The organism is Psychrobacillus sp. FSL H8-0483 (assembly GCF_038637725.1).
Lineage (GTDB): Bacteria > Bacillota > Bacilli > Bacillales_A > Planococcaceae > Psychrobacillus.
In genome coordinates this window covers 3,676,855-3,693,584 of record NZ_CP152052.1, presented here as the reverse complement: position 1 = coordinate 3,693,584, position 16,730 = coordinate 3,676,855, and the positions used below count along the sequence as shown (strand labels likewise).

Here is a 16,730-nt window from a genome sequence, read left to right as displayed (position 1 = left end):
GAATAATGCCTCAAGAATTCAAAAAAGAATATAAAAAAATATTAGAACAATATACATTAAGACAAACAGAACATAATTTGTATGAAGGACAAAATTTTAGTAAGCAACTTATTCAAAAGAATATTTCCCCAGAAGAAGTAATTAGTATACATAAGGCTTCTTTAGAAGAAATAATTCCTGACTTACCAGCAAATGTTTTGCATTCTTTTGATTTATTAATAGAAGTAATGGTTCGTTATGGACTAGCTCTTAAAGAACATCAAGCATTAATTCAAAAACAGCAAAACTTTAAAATGGAAATGGAATTAGCTTCTAATGTTCAACAAACGTTACTTAAAACAAAAGTACCGGAAATGCAGGGATTAGATATTGGTATGATTTCTGTACCAGCAAAAGAAATGAACGGAGACTATACGCATTTCCTACATGACGAAAAAACGGTAGGAATAGCTGTGGCAGATGTTATCGGTAAAGGAATTCCTGCCGCTCTTTGTATGTCGATGATTAAGTATGGAATGGACAGTCTAGATGGTGCAGAAACAGATCCAATTATGGTGTTGGATGTTATAAACAGAATTGTGGAGAAAAGCGTAAGCGACTCCATGTTTATCTCTATGTTTTATGGAACATACGATACATTAAAAAGTGAGTTTACGTATGCTTCTGCTGGACATGAGCCACCACTTTTTTATTGTGCAAAATCTAGCAGTTTTGCAGAATTACAAGCAAAAGGCTTATTACTTGGTGTCATAGCAAACGTTGAGTACGAACAACATTCTATTGTCCTCGATAAAGGCGACTTCATTGTTATGATGACTGATGGCGTAACGGAATGTCGCTCGAAAGATGGCTTTATAGAACCACAAGCAGTCATGGATATTATTGAAAGTGTAAGAGATCAATCTGCACAGGAGATGGTAGAGTTTGTGTTTCATAGATTAGAAGAATTACAGGAATTTGAACTTCGAGATGATTTTACTCTTGTCATTTTCAAGAAAGTATAAAGAAAATGTTTATCATTAACTAGTATGTGGTATAGATTACTATATATAGTGAAGATGGGGGAGAAGTAGATGAATATTACGATAGAACTACAACAAGAGGATATGCAAGTAAAGGGGATAATTAAAGGAGAGATTGATGCATTTACAGCACCAATGCTTCGTGAGAGATTAGCAGAGATAGATTTAAAAGAAAATCGCCACGTGGAGTTAAATTTAACAGACGTAACCTATATGGATAGTACAGGATTAGGCGTATTTGTGGGCTTTTACAAAAGTGTGAATGAATCAGATGTGCATGTGGAATTAACTGGACTTTCATCTCGCTTGAAAAGATTGTTTGATATAACTGGCCTTGGAGATATTATGGATATTCAAACTGTGAGCGAAGAGGTGAAAATAGATGAAACCGTTTGATTATGTTGAAATCCGTTTGCCAGCAAAGCCGCAGTACGTTAGTGTAGCAAGACTTACTATTTCGGGTTTAGCAAATCGTCTGGGATTTACGTATGATGATATCGAAGATTTGAAGATTGCAGCAAGTGAAGCCATTACGAATGCAGTTCAACATGCATATACAGAAGATGAAGATGGTGTAATTGTTATTGGATGTGCATTATATAAAGATAAGATGGAAATTATGGTAGCGGATCATGGGAAAAGTTTTGACTTTGAAGAGACGAAAGCAAAAGTTGGTCCGTACCGTGAAATAGATGAGGTATCTTTTTTGCGAGAAGGCGGGCTTGGTTTATATTTAATTGAGACGTTGATGGATGAAGTAAAAGTCCACCACCAAGAAGGTGTAACTGTATTTATGACGAAGTATGTCGGAGTAGAGCAGGTGGATGAAAATGTCGAACACATCACTTCCTAACAAACAATCTAAAGAGAAGATATTAGAATGGATTAAAGAATACCAACTGACGGAGTGTGAAGAGGCTCAGACCAATTTGGTAGTCAATTATAAAAGGTTGGTTGAGTCTATCGCTCGTAAATACTCAAACGGTAAATCTCATCATGAAGACATTGTTCAAGTAGGGATGCTAGGACTTCTTGGTGCAATAAGAAGATATGATCCATCCTTTGGAAGGAATTTTGAGGCCTTTGCAATCCCAACAATCATTGGTGAAATCAAACGATTTCTACGAGATAAAACATGGGCAATACATGTACCTAGAAGAATAAAAGAACTAGGTCCTCGTATTAGAGCAGCAGTTGAAACTTTAACAGTCGAATTTCAACGATCTCCATTAGTGCCAGAAATTGCGGACTACTTAAGTGTAGAAGTAGAAGATGTGCTAGAAGCAATGGAAATGGGAAAAAGTTATCAAGCGTTATCGATGGACCATTCATTAGATTCAGATTCCGACGGTAGTACAATTACGTTATTTGATGTAATTGGAAACGAGGATGGAGAATTTGAAAAAACAGATCAGCGTTTACTTGTAGCCGATGCACTAAGTGTACTATCCGAACGCGAAAAAGAAATAATTCAGCTTACATATATCGGGCAGCTGAGTCAAAAAGAAACTGGAGATAAACTCGGAATTTCTCAAATGCATGTTTCAAGAATTCAGCGTAAAGCTATTAAAAAATTGCAACAGGCAATATTATCGTCAGGTGGCGTAATAAATTGAAGGATTTTTCAGATAAAAAAGTAGAGTTGCTAGTATATCAGGAAGCCAAAATGGGAAATTTAGAATCTGGAGATACATACTATGTATCTAAAAATGAAGACTTTATGATTTGCGCTATTGCAGATGGACTTGGAAACGGTCCTGTGGCAAAAGAATCAGCAGATATTATACCGAAAATATTGGAGCAATACCCGGAAGAATCTCTTGATGAATTACTATTACGTAGTAATGAGCTAATGGTTCAAAAAAGAGGAGCGGCAGTAGCGCTTGTTAAAATAGATTATAAAGCACAAACGATATCTTATAGCTGTGTCGGGAATATTAAATTTTACATGTATCAACGATCAACAGGTAAAATGATTTATCCTTTGCCAGTCATGGGTTATCTATCTGGTAGAAAACAAAAAATAAATACACAAACTTATGCCTGCGCAAAGGAAGATTTATTTTTACTTCATTCTGACGGTGTAAGCATGAAAAGTCCAAAAGCTACGATAAAGGAATCATGCAATGCCAAATGTCTATACGAATCTGTGTACAAGGAAATCGAACACGGAGACGACGCAACTTTTATAGTAGGAAGCTTACTCTAGTTAACTAGGGTAGGCTTTTTTTATTAAAACTGACACTTCTGACTGTTAACCATGATAGGAATGTTTGGAGTGTGGCATTTTGCATATTTAATGGATGAATATGTTTGGTCCTGTTTAGACAGTTGATACGACTCCAGTTAGAAGCGCTCTAGCTCTCCGTATGTTAAAATAAAACTTATAAGGAAAGGATGTGTTTGTTTTGGAAATAAAGAAAATGCTCCAGCTCGTTTCTAAAGAAACAGGCGTAAAATCTTCACAAGCTGAACAAGTAATTAAATTATTAGAAGAAGGAAATACAGTTCCTTTTATCGCACGATATAGAAAAGAACAAACTGGATCTCTAGACGAGGTTCAAATAAAAGCAGTAGAAGATCGATACAATTACATACAACAGCTAGAACAGCGAAAAGAAGAAGTCATTCGACTAATCGACGAACAAGGAAAACTTACCGACGAACTATCTGCTTCTATTCATAATGCAACGGTACTTCAACGAGTAGAAGATTTATATCGCCCCTATAAGCAGAAACGCAGAACAAAAGCGACAATTGCAAAAGAAAAAGGGTTAGAACCATTGGCAGATTTGGTAATGACTTTCCCAAAAGAATCAGTGCAAAAACTTGCAGCTGAATATTTGAATGAAGCAGTAGAAGTTCATACTGTTGAGGATGCACTACAGGGAGCGAGAGATATTTTAGCAGAGCAATTTGCAGATGATGCGAAAATCCGCGAACAAATCCGAACTATCTCACGTGCAGATGGAAAGGTTATTTCCTCTGTTAAAAAAGAAGAACTAGACGAGAAAAAAGTATTTGAAATGTACTATGATTACGAAGAACCGGTAAAAAAAATTGTTCCGCATCGTATTTTAGCTCTTAACCGTGGAGAAAAAGAAGATGTTTTAAAAGTAAGTCTTCAAGTCCCACAGGACAAAGTAATAACAGTTATGCAGGCGCACTGGATTCCCAATCATACATCTAGTGATGCTGTGGAGCATGTAAAGGTAGCATTAGAAGACTCTTATAAGCGACTAATCCAGCCATCTGTCGAACGTGAAATACGAACAGAGCTTACAGAAAAAGCGGAAGCACAAGCCATCCATATTTTTTCGGAAAACTTGCGTAACCTCTTATTACAACAACCTTTAAAAGGAAAAGTAATTCTCGGTGTAGATCCCGCGTATCGTACAGGGTGTAAGCTTGCAGTAGTAGATGATACTGGTAAGTTATTAGAGGTTTCTGCTATATATCCCCATGCACCAAAAATGGATATAGAAGGATCTAAAAAGAAAGTTCTTTCTTATATAAGTAAGTATCCAATTTCATTAATTGCAATAGGGAATGGAACAGCCTCTCGTGAAACAGAACAATTCATCGTAGATTGCCTAAAAGAAGTAGAAGGTGAAGTTGCATATGTGATTGTCAATGAAGCTGGTGCCAGCGTCTATTCTGCCTCTGAAACAGCAAGAAATGAATTTCCAGACTTACAAGTAGAGCAGCGTAGTGCAGTTTCAATTGCAAGAAGACTCCAGGACCCACTAGCCGAACTAGTGAAAATAGATCCTAAAGCGGTAGGAGTAGGCCAATATCAACATGATGTATCACAGAAAAAATTATCGGAATCGCTCACTTTTATAGTAGAAACTGCTGTTAACCAGGTTGGAGTAAATGTAAACACTGCATCTGCTTCTCTTTTACAATATGTTTCAGGATTATCTAAAACAGTTGCAGAAAATGTGGTGAACCTACGAAACGAACAAGGTAGATTTACTTCTAGAGCGCAATTAAAGAAAATTCCACGTCTTGGTGCGAAAACATATGAGCAAGCAATTGGGTTCTTACGTGTTCCTGACGCAAAAAATCCATTTGATGCAACAGGAATTCATCCAGAAAGCTATAAAGCAGCAGAGCAAGTATTAGAAATTGCCGGCTTGAAGAAAAATCAAATAGGCTCAAAAGAAGCAGAAGAAGCGTTAAAAAACATATCAATAGAAGAAGTTAGCAGAGAGTTAGAAATTGGTGAAATCACGTTAAAAGATATTGTAGACACTCTTATTAAGCCGGCGCGTGATCCGCGTGAAGCATTCCCGCAGCCTATATTGAAAAAAGATGTACTTAAGTTAGAAGACTTAAAAGCAGGAATGGAGCTCCAAGGAACGGTTCGAAACGTAGTAGACTTTGGTGCCTTTGTAGACATTGGTGTAAAACAAGACGGTCTAGTGCATATCTCCAAATTGAAAAAAGGTTTTGTCAAACATCCACTTGATGTTGTGTCTCTAGGAGATATTGTAACTGTATGGGTAGAACAGTTTGATGCGAATAAAGGAAGAATAGCTCTGACTATGCTTCCGCCAGAACAACAAGTATAACTAATTAGAGTTGTCCAATGAACTTTTCGTTGGACAATCTCTTTTTAATAGGAGAGAGTGATATGACAGATGAAAAATTGTATGAACTAGTTTGTAATGTATCGAAAGAGATTTTTGGTAAAGACTTTCTGCATAGAGCTTTTTTTAATAAACGATTGCGGAGTACTGGTGGAAGGTACATGTTAAGAACACACGATATTGAAGTTAATCCGCTTGTTTTTGAAAAACATGGCATAGAAGAATTAGTAGGGGTAATCAAACATGAGCTTTGTCATTATCATTTACATATAGAAGGAAAGGGATACAAACATAGAGATGCTGACTTCAGAGAGTTATTAAAGAGGACAAACTCTCCTCGATTTTGCTCCACGCTTATTGAAAGGAATAAGCAAGTAAGGGCCGCAAAATATACGTATCAATGCGTAAAATGCTCGCTTTTATATAATCGAAAAATTCGGTTAAATACAAAGAAATTCAGGTGTGGCAAGTGTTTGGGTGAATTGTTTTTAATTCCTTTAGAAAAACTTAAATAAATTTCTAAAAAGTAGTTGACGTTTCGCAAAAGGCTCTTTATAATAATAAAAGTCGAGTAAAACAAACGACAAAAATTATTCCGAAGTAGCTCAGTGGTAGAGCAATCGACTGTTAATCGATTGGTCGTAGGTTCGAGTCCTACCTTCGGAGCCATTCATGGCCCCTTGGTCAAGCGGTTAAGACACCGCCCTTTCACGGCGGTAACACGGGTTCGAATCCCGTAGGGGTCATTTACCAAAATACATATTTAAAGGTCCCGTGGTGTAGCGGTTAACATGCCTGCCTGTCACGCAGGAGATCGCCGGTTCGATCCCGGTCGGGACCGCCATATTGGGGTATAGCCAAGCGGTAAGGCAACGGATTTTGATTCCGTCATGCCCTGGTTCGAATCCAGGTACCCCAGCCATTTCTTGTACGAGCCATTAGCTCAGTTGGTAGAGCATCTGACTTTTAATCAGAGGGTCGTAGGTTCGAATCCTACATGGCTCATCAATTATTGTTGACATTGTTGTTTGCTGATAGTATAATCAAACTTGTCCTATTTAATAACTATGCGGTCGTGGCGGAACGGCAGACGCGCTAGGTTGAGGGCCTAGTGGGGGATAACCCCGTGGAGGTTCAAGTCCTCTCGGCCGCACCAAGCAATGCAAAAAGATGCGCCCGTAGCTCAATTGGATAGAGCGTCTGACTACGGATCAGAAGGTTGTGGGTTCGACTCCTGCCGGGCGCGCCAATAAAACAATAATTTATATAATATATATGCGGGTGTAGTTTAGTGGTAAAACCTCAGCCTTCCAAGCTGATGATGAGAGTTCGATTCTCTTCACCCGCTCCATTATTTAATACCATGAACATTGAAAACTGAACATGCAAAACGTTAAGACATATAGCTTGAAAGACTAACTTCGGTTAGCTTGATAGCAAAACAATTTTGACATCATTTAATGATGATGCCAGCAAAACAAATGAGCTTTTTAAGTTCTCTATTATGGAGAGTTTGATCCTGGCTCAGGACGAACGCTGGCGGCATGCCTAATACATGCAAGTCGAGCGAATGACGAAGAAGCTTGCTTCTTCTGATTTAGCGGCGGACGGGTGAGTAACACGTGGGCAACCTGCCCTGTAGATTGGGATAACTCCGGGAAACCGGGGCTAATACCAAATAATCCATTTCCTCACATGTGGAAATGTTAAAAGACGGTTTCGGCTGTCACTACAGGATGGGCCCGCGGCGCATTAGCTAGTTGGTAGGGTAACGGCCTACCAAGGCGACGATGCGTAGCCGACCTGAGAGGGTGATCGGCCACACTGGGACTGAGACACGGCCCAGACTCCTACGGGAGGCAGCAGTAGGGAATCTTCCACAATGGACGAAAGTCTGATGGAGCAATGCCGCGTGAGTGAAGAAGGTTTTCGGATCGTAAAACTCTGTTGTAAGGGAAGAACAAGTACGAGAGTAACTGCTCGTACCTTGACGGTACCTTATTAGAAAGCCACGGCTAACTACGTGCCAGCAGCCGCGGTAATACGTAGGTGGCAAGCGTTGTCCGGAATTATTGGGCGTAAAGCGCGCGCAGGCGGTCCTTTAAGTCTGATGTGAAATCCCACGGCTCAACCGTGGAAGGTCATTGGAAACTGGGGGACTTGAGTACAGAAGAGGAAAGCGGAATTCCAAGTGTAGCGGTGAAATGCGTAGAGATTTGGAGGAACACCAGTGGCGAAGGCGGCTTTCTGGTCTGTAACTGACGCTGAGGCGCGAAAGCGTGGGGAGCAAACAGGATTAGATACCCTGGTAGTCCACGCCGTAAACGATGAGTGCTAAGTGTTAGGGGGTTTCCGCCCCTTAGTGCTGCAGCTAACGCATTAAGCACTCCGCCTGGGGAGTACGGTCGCAAGACTGAAACTCAAAGGAATTGACGGGGGCCCGCACAAGCGGTGGAGCATGTGGTTTAATTCGAAGCAACGCGAAGAACCTTACCAGGTCTTGACATCCCGCTGACCGTTCTAGAGATAGATCTTTCCCTTCGGGGACAGCGGTGACAGGTGGTGCATGGTTGTCGTCAGCTCGTGTCGTGAGATGTTGGGTTAAGTCCCGCAACGAGCGCAACCCTTGATCTTAGTTGCCAGCATTCAGTTGGGCACTCTAAGGTGACTGCCGGTGATAAACCGGAGGAAGGTGGGGATGACGTCAAATCATCATGCCCCTTATGACCTGGGCTACACACGTGCTACAATGGACGGTACAGAGGGTCGCAACCCCGCGAGGGTGAGCTAATCCCATAAAACCGTTCTCAGTTCGGATTGTAGGCTGCAACTCGCCTACATGAAGCCGGAATCGCTAGTAATCGTGGATCAGCATGCCACGGTGAATACGTTCCCGGGCCTTGTACACACCGCCCGTCACACCACGAGAGTTTGTAACACCCGAAGTCGGTGGGGTAACCCTTACGGGAGCCAGCCGCCGAAGGTGGGACAGATGATTGGGGTGAAGTCGTAACAAGGTAGCCGTATCGGAAGGTGCGGCTGGATCACCTCCTTTCTAAGGATATATTACGGAATACAGATTTTTATCTGTATCTTAACGTTTTGCAGTTCAGTTTTGAATGTTCATTTTTATGAGCATTTGAAAACTTGTTCTTTGAAAACTGGATAAAACGACATTGAAAGAAACAAATTCAAGAAATTCAATTTATAATCACTTCGGTGATTATATGTTGTGTAGTACTTTTAACTACTAATTTTGAATGGACTCCAAGTAATTGGAAGCCATATTAGGTTAAGTTAATAAGGGCGCACGGTGAATGCCTTGGCACTAGGAGCCGAAGAAGGACGGCACTAACACCGATATGCTTCGGGGAGCTGTAAGTGAGCTTTGATCCGGAGATTTCCGAATGGGGAAACCCACTGTTCGTAATGGAGCAGTACATTTACGTGAATACATAGCGTATCTGTGGCACACCCAGGGAACTGAAACATCTAAGTACCTGGAGGAAGAGAAAGAAAAATCGATTCCCTGAGTAGCGGCGAGCGAAACGGGAATAGCCCAAACCAAGAGGCTTGCCTCTTGGGGTTGTAGGACACTCTACATAGAGTTACAAAGGAATGAGCTAGACGAAGCGATCTGGAAAGGTCCGCAGGATAGGGTAAAAGCCCCGTAGTCAAAAGTTCATTCTCTCTTGAGTGTATCCTGAGTACGGCGGAACACGTGAAATTCCGTCGGAATCTGGGAGGACCATCTCCCAAGGCTAAATACTACCTAGTGACCGATAGTGAACCAGTACCGTGAGGGAAAGGTGAAAAGCACCCCGGAAGGGGAGTGAAATAGATCCTGAAACCGTGTGCCTACAAGTAGTTAGAGCCCGTTAATGGGTGATAGCGTGCCTTTTGTAGAATGAACCGGCGAGTTACGATTACATGCAAGGTTAAGTTGAGAAGACGGAGCCGCAGCGAAAGCGAGTCTGAATAGGGCGAATGAGTATGTGGTCGTAGACCCGAAACCAGGTGATCTACCCATGTCCAGGATGAAGGTAAGGTAACACTTACTGGAGGTCCGAACCCACGCACGTTGAAAAGTGCGGGGATGAGGTGTGGGTAGCGGAGAAATTCCAATCGAACCTGGAGATAGCTGGTTCTCTCCGAAATAGCTTTAGGGCTAGCCTCAAACGTTAAGAATCTTGGAGGTAGAGCACTGTTTGGACTAGGGGCCCATCCCGGGTTACCGAATTCAGACAAACTCCGAATGCCAATGATTTATGTTTGGGAGTCAGACTGCGAGTGATAAGATCCGTAGTCAAGAGGGAAACAGCCCAGACCACCAGCTAAGGTCCCAAAGTATTTGTTAAGTGGAAAAGGATGTGGCGTTGCTTAGACAACCAGGATGTTGGCTTAGAAGCAGCCATCATTTAAAGAGTGCGTAATAGCTCACTGGTCGAGTGACGCTGCGCCGAAAATGTATCGGGGCTAAACAAATCACCGAAGCTGTGGATTGATACCTTTGGTATCAGTGGTAGGAGAGCGTTCTAAGGGCGTTGAAGTCAGACCGGAAGGACTGGTGGAGCGCTTAGAAGTGAGAATGCCGGTATGAGTAGCGAAAGACGGGTGAGAATCCCGTCCACCGTATGACTAAGGTTTCCTGAGGAAGGCTCGTCCGCTCAGGGTTAGTCGGGACCTAAGTCGAGGCCGATAGGCGTAGACGATGGACAACAGGTTGATATTCCTGTACCACCAAACCACCGTTTGAGTAATGGGGGGACGCAGAAGGATAGGGTAAGCGTGCTGTTGGTTATGCACGTCCAAGCAGTAAGGTGTGAATGTAGGAAAATCCGCATTCTATAACATTGAGCTGTGATGGCGAGGACTTAGTCCGAAGTTCCTGATTTCACACTGCCAAGAAAAGCCTCTAGCGAGGTGATAGGTGCCCGTACCGCAAACCGACACAGGTAGTCGAGGAGAGAATCCTAAGGTGAGCGAGAGAACTCTCGTTAAGGAACTCGGCAAAATGACCCCGTAACTTCGGGAGAAGGGGTGCTCTTTTGGGTGAATAGCCTAGAAGAGCCGCAGTGAATAGGCCCAGGCGACTGTTTAGCAAAAACACAGGTCTCTGCAAAACCGTAAGGTGAAGTATAGGGGCTGACGCCTGCCCGGTGCTGGAAGGTTAAGAGGAGTGCTTAGCGCAAGCGAAGGTGCGAATTGAAGCCCCAGTAAACGGCGGCCGTAACTATAACGGTCCTAAGGTAGCGAAATTCCTTGTCGGGTAAGTTCCGACCCGCACGAAAGGCGTAACGATCTGGGCACTGTCTCAACGAGAGACTCGGTGAAATTATAGTACCTGTGAAGATGCAGGTTACCCGCGACAGGACGGAAAGACCCCGTGGAGCTTTACTATAGCTTGATATTGAATTTTGGTGCAACTTGTACAGGATAGGCAGGAGCCTTAGAGCCCGGAGCGCCAGCTTCGGAGGAGGCGTCGGTGGGATACTGCCCTGGTTGTATTGAAATTCTAACCCATACCCGTAACCCGGGTAGGAGACAGTGTCAGGCGGGTAGTTTGACTGGGGCGGTCGCCTCCTAAAGTGTAACGGAGGCGCCCAAAGGTTCCCTCAGAATGGTTGGAAATCATTCGAAGAGTGTAAAGGCAGAAGGGAGCTTGACTGCGAGACCTACAAGTCGAGCAGGGTCGAAAGACGGGCTTAGTGATCCGGTGGTTCCGCATGGAAGGGCCATCGCTCAACGGATAAAAGCTACCCCGGGGATAACAGGCTTATCTCCCCCAAGAGTCCACATCGACGGGGAGGTTTGGCACCTCGATGTCGGCTCATCGCATCCTGGGGCTGTAGTCGGTCCCAAGGGTTGGGCTGTTCGCCCATTAAAGCGGTACGCGAGCTGGGTTCAGAACGTCGTGAGACAGTTCGGTCCCTATCCGTCGTGGGCGTAGGAAATTTGAGAGGAGCTGTCCTTAGTACGAGAGGACCGGGATGGACACACCGCTGGTGTACCAGTTGTTCTGCCAAGAGCATCGCTGGGTAGCTATGTGTGGACGGGATAAGTGCTGAAAGCATCTAAGCACGAAGCCCCCCTCAAGATGAGATTTCCCATTACGCAAGTAAGTAAGATCCCTCAAAGACGATGAGGTAGATAGGTTCGGGGTGGAAGCGTGGCGACACGTGCAGCTGACGAATACTAATCGATCGAGGACTTAACCAAAATAGAATTTGAAGAATTCAATGTCTTTTATCCAGTTTTGAGTGAACAACTCAAAGTCTAGTGATGATGGCGAAGAGGTCACACCCGTTCCCATACCGAACACGGAAGTTAAGCTCTTCAGCGCCGATGGTAGTTGGGGGTTTCCCCCTGCAAGAGTAGGACGTCGCTGGGCACTAAGAAGTCGTTACCGAGAAATCGGTAGCGGCTTTTTTTGTCGTGTAAAAAAATTGTTCAGTGATAGACGAAGCTTTTTACACTATGTGAAAAAAGAATTTATTGCACGATTGATGTTTGATTGACCATTCTATAAAAAGACATTTCCCGGGAAATAGTAGCATATGTCGACACAGATAAAAAATTGAAATTGATTTTTAGGGCTTTATTTAGGCTTAAAATGCAATTTTAATGCTTATTTATTGATTAAAATGAAGTTGTCTTCTTATTAGTTCAATTTACAATTTTTTCATATGTGGTATTATGCAAAAAAGGAGGGATGACTTGATTATTAAAAAACGTACAATCGACTATAAATACATAGGGTTGGAGATGTTATATCAGCGGTTGCCTGATGAACACCCGATGAAAAAAGTCATTAATTCGAAAATCTTGTCAGCAAAAGCAGGAATTATAGGCGAGACAATAGTGGAAGAAGTTTTTAATAAATATAAGTTCCCCTTTAACTACTGTGTATTGCATGACCTAAACTTGAGCTCGAATGGTAAATTTCAAATAGATACTTTGTTTATATGTCCGTACTATGTTGTGGTTTTAGAGTGCAAGAATATTGTAGGTGAGTTAAGTTTTGAGAAGGAACCACCTTATTTAAAGCGTGAATTAGAGAACGGTCAGATAGATGGATTTGAGAGTCCAGAAGTACAGGTGGATCGAAATATATATTTGTTAGGAGAGTGGTTGAGTGTACGAGGTATTGATATCCCGGTTATGGGAGTTGTCGTATTTAATAGTACGAAGTCTAAAATAGTTAACCCTCCAGATCATACATCTGTTATCTATGCTACAAGTATTCCTGTTTTTTTGAGGAGGTTACCAAGAGAAAAAGAATATTTAACTCTCACGCAAATGAGTGACTTGGCTCATAGTATTGCAAAGGCCCATCAAGCTTATTTTCCTTATCCAATGTGCAAGAATTGGAGGATTGATCCAGAAGATTTGATTACTGGGGTTCTGTGTGGGAAATGTGGTAGATTTGGGATGGAAAAATTAAAGGCTGGTTGGTACTGTTCTTCTTGTTGTAATATTGATCGCCGGGCGCATGAACGAGCAATAAAAGATTGGTTTGTACTAATTAAAGATAGTCTTACCAATAAGGAGTGTAGGAAATTTTTGCATTTAAGTTCTTATCAAACCTCACTACGCATATTGGAAACAATGAACTTAACAAGATTCGGAGATAACAATAAAACCATTTATAAATGGAATTGGCTAGAAAAGTCATAATCGGATGGTTATCGGTAGAAATCGGATGGTTTAGCAAAATAATCGGATGGTTATATTCAAAAATCGGATGGCTTAGCAATAAAATCGGATGGTTGATCTAAATGCGAAGCCAAAAAACAAAAAAGCCCCTCTCTGAGAGGGACTTAGATATTAAATTTCACTCATTAGTGCATGTGTATTGCCTTCTGTATCCTTAAAGAATGCCATCCATGTTTCGGTGTCGCCCATTTTTGCAACCATATGCGGTTCATCTATGAATAGTGCGCCCGCTTCTTTCATTCGTGCAACTTCTTCCTGTAAATTTTCTACTTGAAAATACAATACGGAGCTTGGGTGGTCAAACTCTTCCGTTTCCGGACGACTTAAAAGTAGTCTTGTATCTTCACATTGAAAAAAAGCCAATCCATTTGTTTCAAATAGTAGTGGTAGCCCAATTACCTCTTTATAAAACACAACTGCGCGTTCTACATTTTCTACGTTTACTGCAACTTGTCCTAATTTCATTTTAAATAACCTCCATTTTACTTATTTATTCTATATTAAAACCAAAAATCCTTTACAGAACATAAAGTTTCGCAAAAAATGTAAAATTTACTTTTTGCATTGAGTGTGTAGAAAACCACATTCAACAAATTATCTGTTTTATTTAGTTCTAATTAATTAGACTATTTACTAAATTTATTATATACTACATTACAACACTAATGCACTAAGTTTCAAAGGAAAGGAGAGTAGCCTCATGAATTTAAACGCAGATACAACGAAGCCTATTTACATTCAAATAGCCGAATGGATAGAAAATGAAATAATAGCAGATCGATTTTTGAGCGATGAAAAAGTGCATTCGCAGTATCAATTAGCGGATCTTTTTAATATTAATCCAGCGACGGCCGCTAAAGGCTTGACGATACTGGTGGAAGAACAGATTTTGTATAAGCGAAGAGGACTTGGCATGTTCGTAACACCAGAAGCGAAAACAAAGATTCTGGAAAAACGACGGAGTGAAACGCTAACACGTATGGCCATGGAGCTCGTATTAGAAGCAAGAAGGTTATCTGTATCAGAAGAGGAACTCATCTATCTAATAAAAAAGTGTGAGGGGGAAACACAGTGATGGTCATTGAATGTAAAAATCTAAAAAAACGTTATATGCGAAAAAATGCGCTTGAAGATATAACATTTCAATTAGAAGATCAAAAAATTACTGGATTGATTGGACGTAATGGTGCCGGAAAAACAACATTGTTAAAAATACTAGCAGGGTTTATCAAAGAAAGTTCAGGAGTGGTGAAAGTATTTTCTAACAAGCCATTTAATGATTTAACTGTATCCGGGAACAGTATTTTAGTGGATGATCAGATGAGTTTTCCAGATTCTTTGACGCTAGCAGAAATTTTACAAACTGCACCGAGTTTTTATTCGAAATGGGATGCGGAGCTTGCTACACGCTTGTTTGACTATTTTCATTTGGATTCAAAGCAGCAGCATTCAAAATTATCTAAAGGATCACAAGCCACGTTTAATATGATCTTCGGATTAGCAACTCGTTGTGAGTTAACTATGTTTGATGAGCCTACAAACGGGATGGATGAAGCAGTTCGAACGGATTTTTACAGAGCTTTGCTCAAGGAATATATAGCGCATCCTCGATCGATTCTGATTTCTAGTCACCACTTAGCAGAAATAGAACATTTGCTAGAGGATATTCTTTTAATTCATAAAGGAAAAGTGGTATTTCATAAATCACTCCATGAGGTAAAGGAGCACGCGGTTGGAATTCAAGGTCCTTTAGAGATAGTAGAAAAGTGGACTACTGATGAAGAGATTCTTCATTCCAAACAGCTAGAAGATCAGCGTCGATATGTTGTTGTAAAAGTAAATCCTTCTCTTGAAAAAGTACGGACAGAAGGAGTTACTGTCCATTCTATATCCGCTAGTGATGTTTGTATGTATGTAACGAGTGATAGGAAGGGAGGAATCGATGATGTTTTTAAGTAATCGCACTTTAGGAGAAGTCGTTAAAGCACAAGTGAAGTTTAAGTTGAATGCATATATGAGTGCATTTATGGGACTTATTATTGTGCAGATACTTGGCCTTCTTTTTTCATTAAATGGAACAAGTTCAATGGGAAGCGGGTTGAATTACGGTTGGGTAAAAGTATATTTGGTTACGAATGATCTTATATTTCTTTTTGTTGGAATTTGGGCGTTTTTTGTAGGTCATCTTCTGACGACAAAAGCATATCTATATGATGACTTTTCCTTTGTTGCAACTCGTCTAAGTAGTAATTTAGCAAATATAATTGTGCTTTTATTGATAAGTCTATTCGCTGGTACAACGTCGATTTTAATGAATTATGTAGGAAGAGTAATACTTCTACTTTCCAATAAAGCTGAATATATGAGAAGTCCTGGCCTTTTTGATGATCCGCTTAGTTCAATTTTGAACTTCATCGTTGTGACGCTTATAATATTAACGATAACTTCGAGCGGTTACTTGGTAGGAATGTTAGCACAGAAGAATAAACTATTACTTTTGCTTTTACCTATTATTGTAATAGGTTTGTTGATGGCAGACTTATGGCCAATAGTTCTTAATTTTTTATTTTATGAAAATGTTTCTATGTGGGTTTTACTTGTTAAGCTACTTGTTATATCGATTACTTGTTTTGCTCTTGCCATTGTCGCTTCGAATAGATTGGAGGTTAGGCCATGAGTAGTTGGGTGGTTGCCATCATTCCTATTCTTATTATCCTAGTCATTTCTTGGGTTATTCAGCGAGGAGTGAAGAGAGCGGTAAAGTATATAGGCTGGAATCGAAGACTGAACAAATGGGTAATAAGCGCATATGTGGCAATTCTTTTATTATCAGTTGTAGTGTATGAAGTTCTGCTCGTCGAAGGGGAAGAAACAATTACGACGAAAGAGTTTAAAAAGCTTGAAACTGAAAATGATGTTTTTGAGCAAGCATTTCTGAGCAAAGAAGTTAGCAACCTCAATTCAGCATTTTTAGTGGAGGAATGGACAAAGGAATTAGAGGGAGAGGAAATAAATATAGTATCTCCAGGCTCAGATCACCCTTCTGTAAAGGTATATGTAGAATGGACGGACTCGAAGGAAAAATTGGTGGAAGGAAAAGTGTATCGGACAAATTTAGTTATGTATGGAATGAACTTAAAGGAGAAAATCCCAGTATCAAAAATGGAATGGGAAGGTGATCAACTAGTTATAAAAAATTCTGCTGAGCAGGAATTTACATTTTATAAGTTCTCCGATAAGTTAGCCAGCCTTTCATTTAATGACCACATACTTGAGAGCGAATTTGGACAATTACGTGGTGAAACGTATGTACACTTGAAAGTACCAAAACATATAAACGTAGTAGATGAATTGGGATTCCAATTTTACTAAAAGGTATATGCCCTTACTTCGATGT

General features: G+C 40.9%; 13 protein-coding genes, 8 tRNA genes and 3 rRNA genes. 23 read left to right on the top strand and 1 reads right to left on the bottom strand.

All coding sequences use genetic code 11. The features are described 5' to 3' along the window. Positions 1-5 precede the first annotated feature (5 nt). The 19 genes from MHB48_RS18015 to MHB48_RS17925 all read left to right on the top strand — a co-directional run bounded on the left by MHB48_RS18015 (position 6) and on the right by MHB48_RS17925 (position 13,294). On the top strand, positions 6-1,004 hold the full coding sequence (locus tag MHB48_RS18015) for a PP2C family protein-serine/threonine phosphatase (RefSeq protein ID WP_342599238.1): 999 nt from the start codon (positions 6-8) through the stop codon (positions 1,002-1,004). 69 nt (positions 1,005-1,073) lie between these two features. Next, complete coding sequence (locus MHB48_RS18010) at positions 1,074-1,418, top strand: anti-sigma factor antagonist (RefSeq protein WP_340923925.1); 345 nt, start codon at positions 1,074-1,076, stop codon at positions 1,416-1,418. Further along, entirely contained in the window at positions 1,405-1,875 is a 471-nt protein-coding gene (gene rsbW / locus MHB48_RS18005) for an anti-sigma B factor RsbW (RefSeq protein ID WP_340923922.1), read from the top strand. The genes MHB48_RS18010 and rsbW overlap by 14 nt, the downstream gene beginning before the upstream one ends. Further along, the gene (gene sigB / locus MHB48_RS18000) at positions 1,853-2,638 is read left to right on the top strand and encodes an RNA polymerase sigma factor SigB (RefSeq protein WP_342599237.1); all 786 of its coding nucleotides are present in this window, start codon (positions 1,853-1,855) and stop codon (positions 2,636-2,638) included. The genes rsbW and sigB overlap by 23 nt, the downstream gene beginning before the upstream one ends. After that, a complete protein-coding gene (locus MHB48_RS17995) occupies positions 2,635-3,231 on the top strand; it encodes a PP2C family serine/threonine-protein phosphatase (RefSeq protein WP_342599236.1) in 597 nt (198 codons plus the stop codon). The genes sigB and MHB48_RS17995 overlap by 4 nt, the downstream gene beginning before the upstream one ends. Before the next feature lie 199 nt (positions 3,232-3,430). Beyond that, entirely contained in the window at positions 3,431-5,599 is a 2,169-nt protein-coding gene (locus tag MHB48_RS17990; RefSeq protein WP_342599235.1) for a Tex family protein, read from the top strand. A 62-nt stretch (positions 5,600-5,661) separates the two neighbouring features. After that, positions 5,662-6,132 carry a SprT family protein gene (locus MHB48_RS17985; RefSeq protein ID WP_342599234.1) on the top strand — a complete coding sequence of 157 codons (471 nt, stop codon included), beginning with the start codon at positions 5,662-5,664 and terminating at the stop codon, positions 6,130-6,132. Between the two features lie 79 nt (positions 6,133-6,211). Continuing rightward, positions 6,212-6,286: transfer RNA gene (locus tag MHB48_RS17980), tRNA-Asn, on the top strand. Between the two features lie 5 nt (positions 6,287-6,291). Further along, positions 6,292-6,363 (top strand) — tRNA-Glu (locus MHB48_RS17975). Positions 6,364-6,385: 22 nt separating this feature from the next. Next, positions 6,386-6,461 (top strand) — tRNA-Asp (locus tag MHB48_RS17970). Between the two features lie 3 nt (positions 6,462-6,464). Continuing rightward, positions 6,465-6,539, top strand: a tRNA-Gln gene (locus MHB48_RS17965). A 10-nt stretch (positions 6,540-6,549) separates the two neighbouring features. Further along, positions 6,550-6,622 (top strand) — tRNA-Lys (locus MHB48_RS17960). A 64-nt stretch (positions 6,623-6,686) separates the two neighbouring features. Next, positions 6,687-6,773 (top strand) — tRNA-Leu (locus tag MHB48_RS17955). Positions 6,774-6,789: 16 nt separating this feature from the next. Next, positions 6,790-6,866, top strand: a tRNA-Arg gene (locus MHB48_RS17950). 28 nt (positions 6,867-6,894) lie between these two features. After that, a tRNA-Gly gene (locus MHB48_RS17945) sits at positions 6,895-6,968 on the top strand. Positions 6,969-7,118: 150 nt separating this feature from the next. Continuing rightward, positions 7,119-8,672, top strand: a 16S ribosomal RNA gene (locus MHB48_RS17940). 235 nt (positions 8,673-8,907) lie between these two features. Then, a 23S ribosomal RNA gene (locus MHB48_RS17935) occupies positions 8,908-11,836 on the top strand. A 56-nt stretch (positions 11,837-11,892) separates the two neighbouring features. Continuing rightward, positions 11,893-12,008: ribosomal RNA gene (rrf, locus tag MHB48_RS17930) — 5S ribosomal RNA — on the top strand. The 16S, 23S and 5S rRNA genes sit together here with 8 tRNA genes alongside, the layout of an rRNA operon. 326 nt (positions 12,009-12,334) lie before the next feature. Next, positions 12,335-13,294 carry a nuclease-related domain-containing protein gene (locus tag MHB48_RS17925; protein WP_342599233.1) on the top strand — a complete coding sequence of 320 codons (960 nt, stop codon included), beginning with the start codon at positions 12,335-12,337 and terminating at the stop codon, positions 13,292-13,294. Positions 13,295-13,444: 150 nt separating this feature from the next. Here the strand turns inward: MHB48_RS17925 and MHB48_RS17920 are convergent, their stop codons facing one another. Next, complete coding sequence (locus MHB48_RS17920; RefSeq protein ID WP_342599232.1) at positions 13,445-13,798, bottom strand: VOC family protein; 354 nt, start codon at positions 13,796-13,798, stop codon at positions 13,445-13,447. 235 nt (positions 13,799-14,033) lie between these two features. Between MHB48_RS17920 and MHB48_RS17915 the strand changes: the two genes are divergently transcribed. From MHB48_RS17915 to MHB48_RS17900, 4 genes are read left to right on the top strand one after another with little or no spacing between them, the layout of a single operon-like run. Further along, a complete protein-coding gene (locus MHB48_RS17915; RefSeq protein ID WP_342599231.1) occupies positions 14,034-14,408 on the top strand; it encodes a GntR family transcriptional regulator in 375 nt (124 codons plus the stop codon). Beyond that, on the top strand, positions 14,408-15,292 hold the full coding sequence (locus tag MHB48_RS17910) for an ABC transporter ATP-binding protein (protein WP_342601425.1): 885 nt from the start codon (positions 14,408-14,410) through the stop codon (positions 15,290-15,292). Before MHB48_RS17915 ends, MHB48_RS17910 begins: the two co-directional genes overlap by 1 nt. Then, entirely contained in the window at positions 15,276-16,010 is a 735-nt protein-coding gene (locus MHB48_RS17905; protein ID WP_342599230.1) for a hypothetical protein, read from the top strand. Before MHB48_RS17910 ends, MHB48_RS17905 begins: the two co-directional genes overlap by 17 nt. Continuing rightward, entirely contained in the window at positions 16,007-16,705 is a 699-nt protein-coding gene (locus MHB48_RS17900) for a hypothetical protein (protein ID WP_342599229.1), read from the top strand. Before MHB48_RS17905 ends, MHB48_RS17900 begins: the two co-directional genes overlap by 4 nt. The last annotated feature ends 25 nt before the right edge of the window (positions 16,706-16,730 follow it).

Bases quoted from the DNA above. Each gene is read 5' to 3' on its own strand.
- MHB48_RS18015 (WP_342599238.1), top strand. From the start codon at position 6: ATGCCTCAAGAATTCAAAAAAGAATATAAAAAAATATTAGAACAATAT.
- MHB48_RS18010 (WP_340923925.1), top strand. From the start codon at position 1,074: ATGAATATTACGATAGAACTACAACAAGAGGATATGCAAGTAAAGGGG.
- rsbW (WP_340923922.1), top strand. From the start codon at position 1,405: ATGAAACCGTTTGATTATGTTGAAATCCGTTTGCCAGCAAAGCCGCAG.
- sigB (WP_342599237.1), top strand. From the start codon at position 1,853: ATGTCGAACACATCACTTCCTAACAAACAATCTAAAGAGAAGATATTA.
- MHB48_RS17985 (WP_342599234.1), top strand. From the start codon at position 5,662: ATGACAGATGAAAAATTGTATGAACTAGTTTGTAATGTATCGAAAGAG.
- MHB48_RS17920 (WP_342599232.1), bottom strand. From the start codon at position 13,798: ATGAAATTAGGACAAGTTGCAGTAAACGTAGAAAATGTAGAACGCGCA.
- MHB48_RS17915 (WP_342599231.1), top strand. From the start codon at position 14,034: ATGAATTTAAACGCAGATACAACGAAGCCTATTTACATTCAAATAGCC.
- MHB48_RS17910 (WP_342601425.1), top strand. From the start codon at position 14,408: ATGGTCATTGAATGTAAAAATCTAAAAAAACGTTATATGCGAAAAAAT.
- MHB48_RS17905 (WP_342599230.1), top strand. From the start codon at position 15,276: ATGATGTTTTTAAGTAATCGCACTTTAGGAGAAGTCGTTAAAGCACAA.
- MHB48_RS17900 (WP_342599229.1), top strand. From the start codon at position 16,007: ATGAGTAGTTGGGTGGTTGCCATCATTCCTATTCTTATTATCCTAGTC.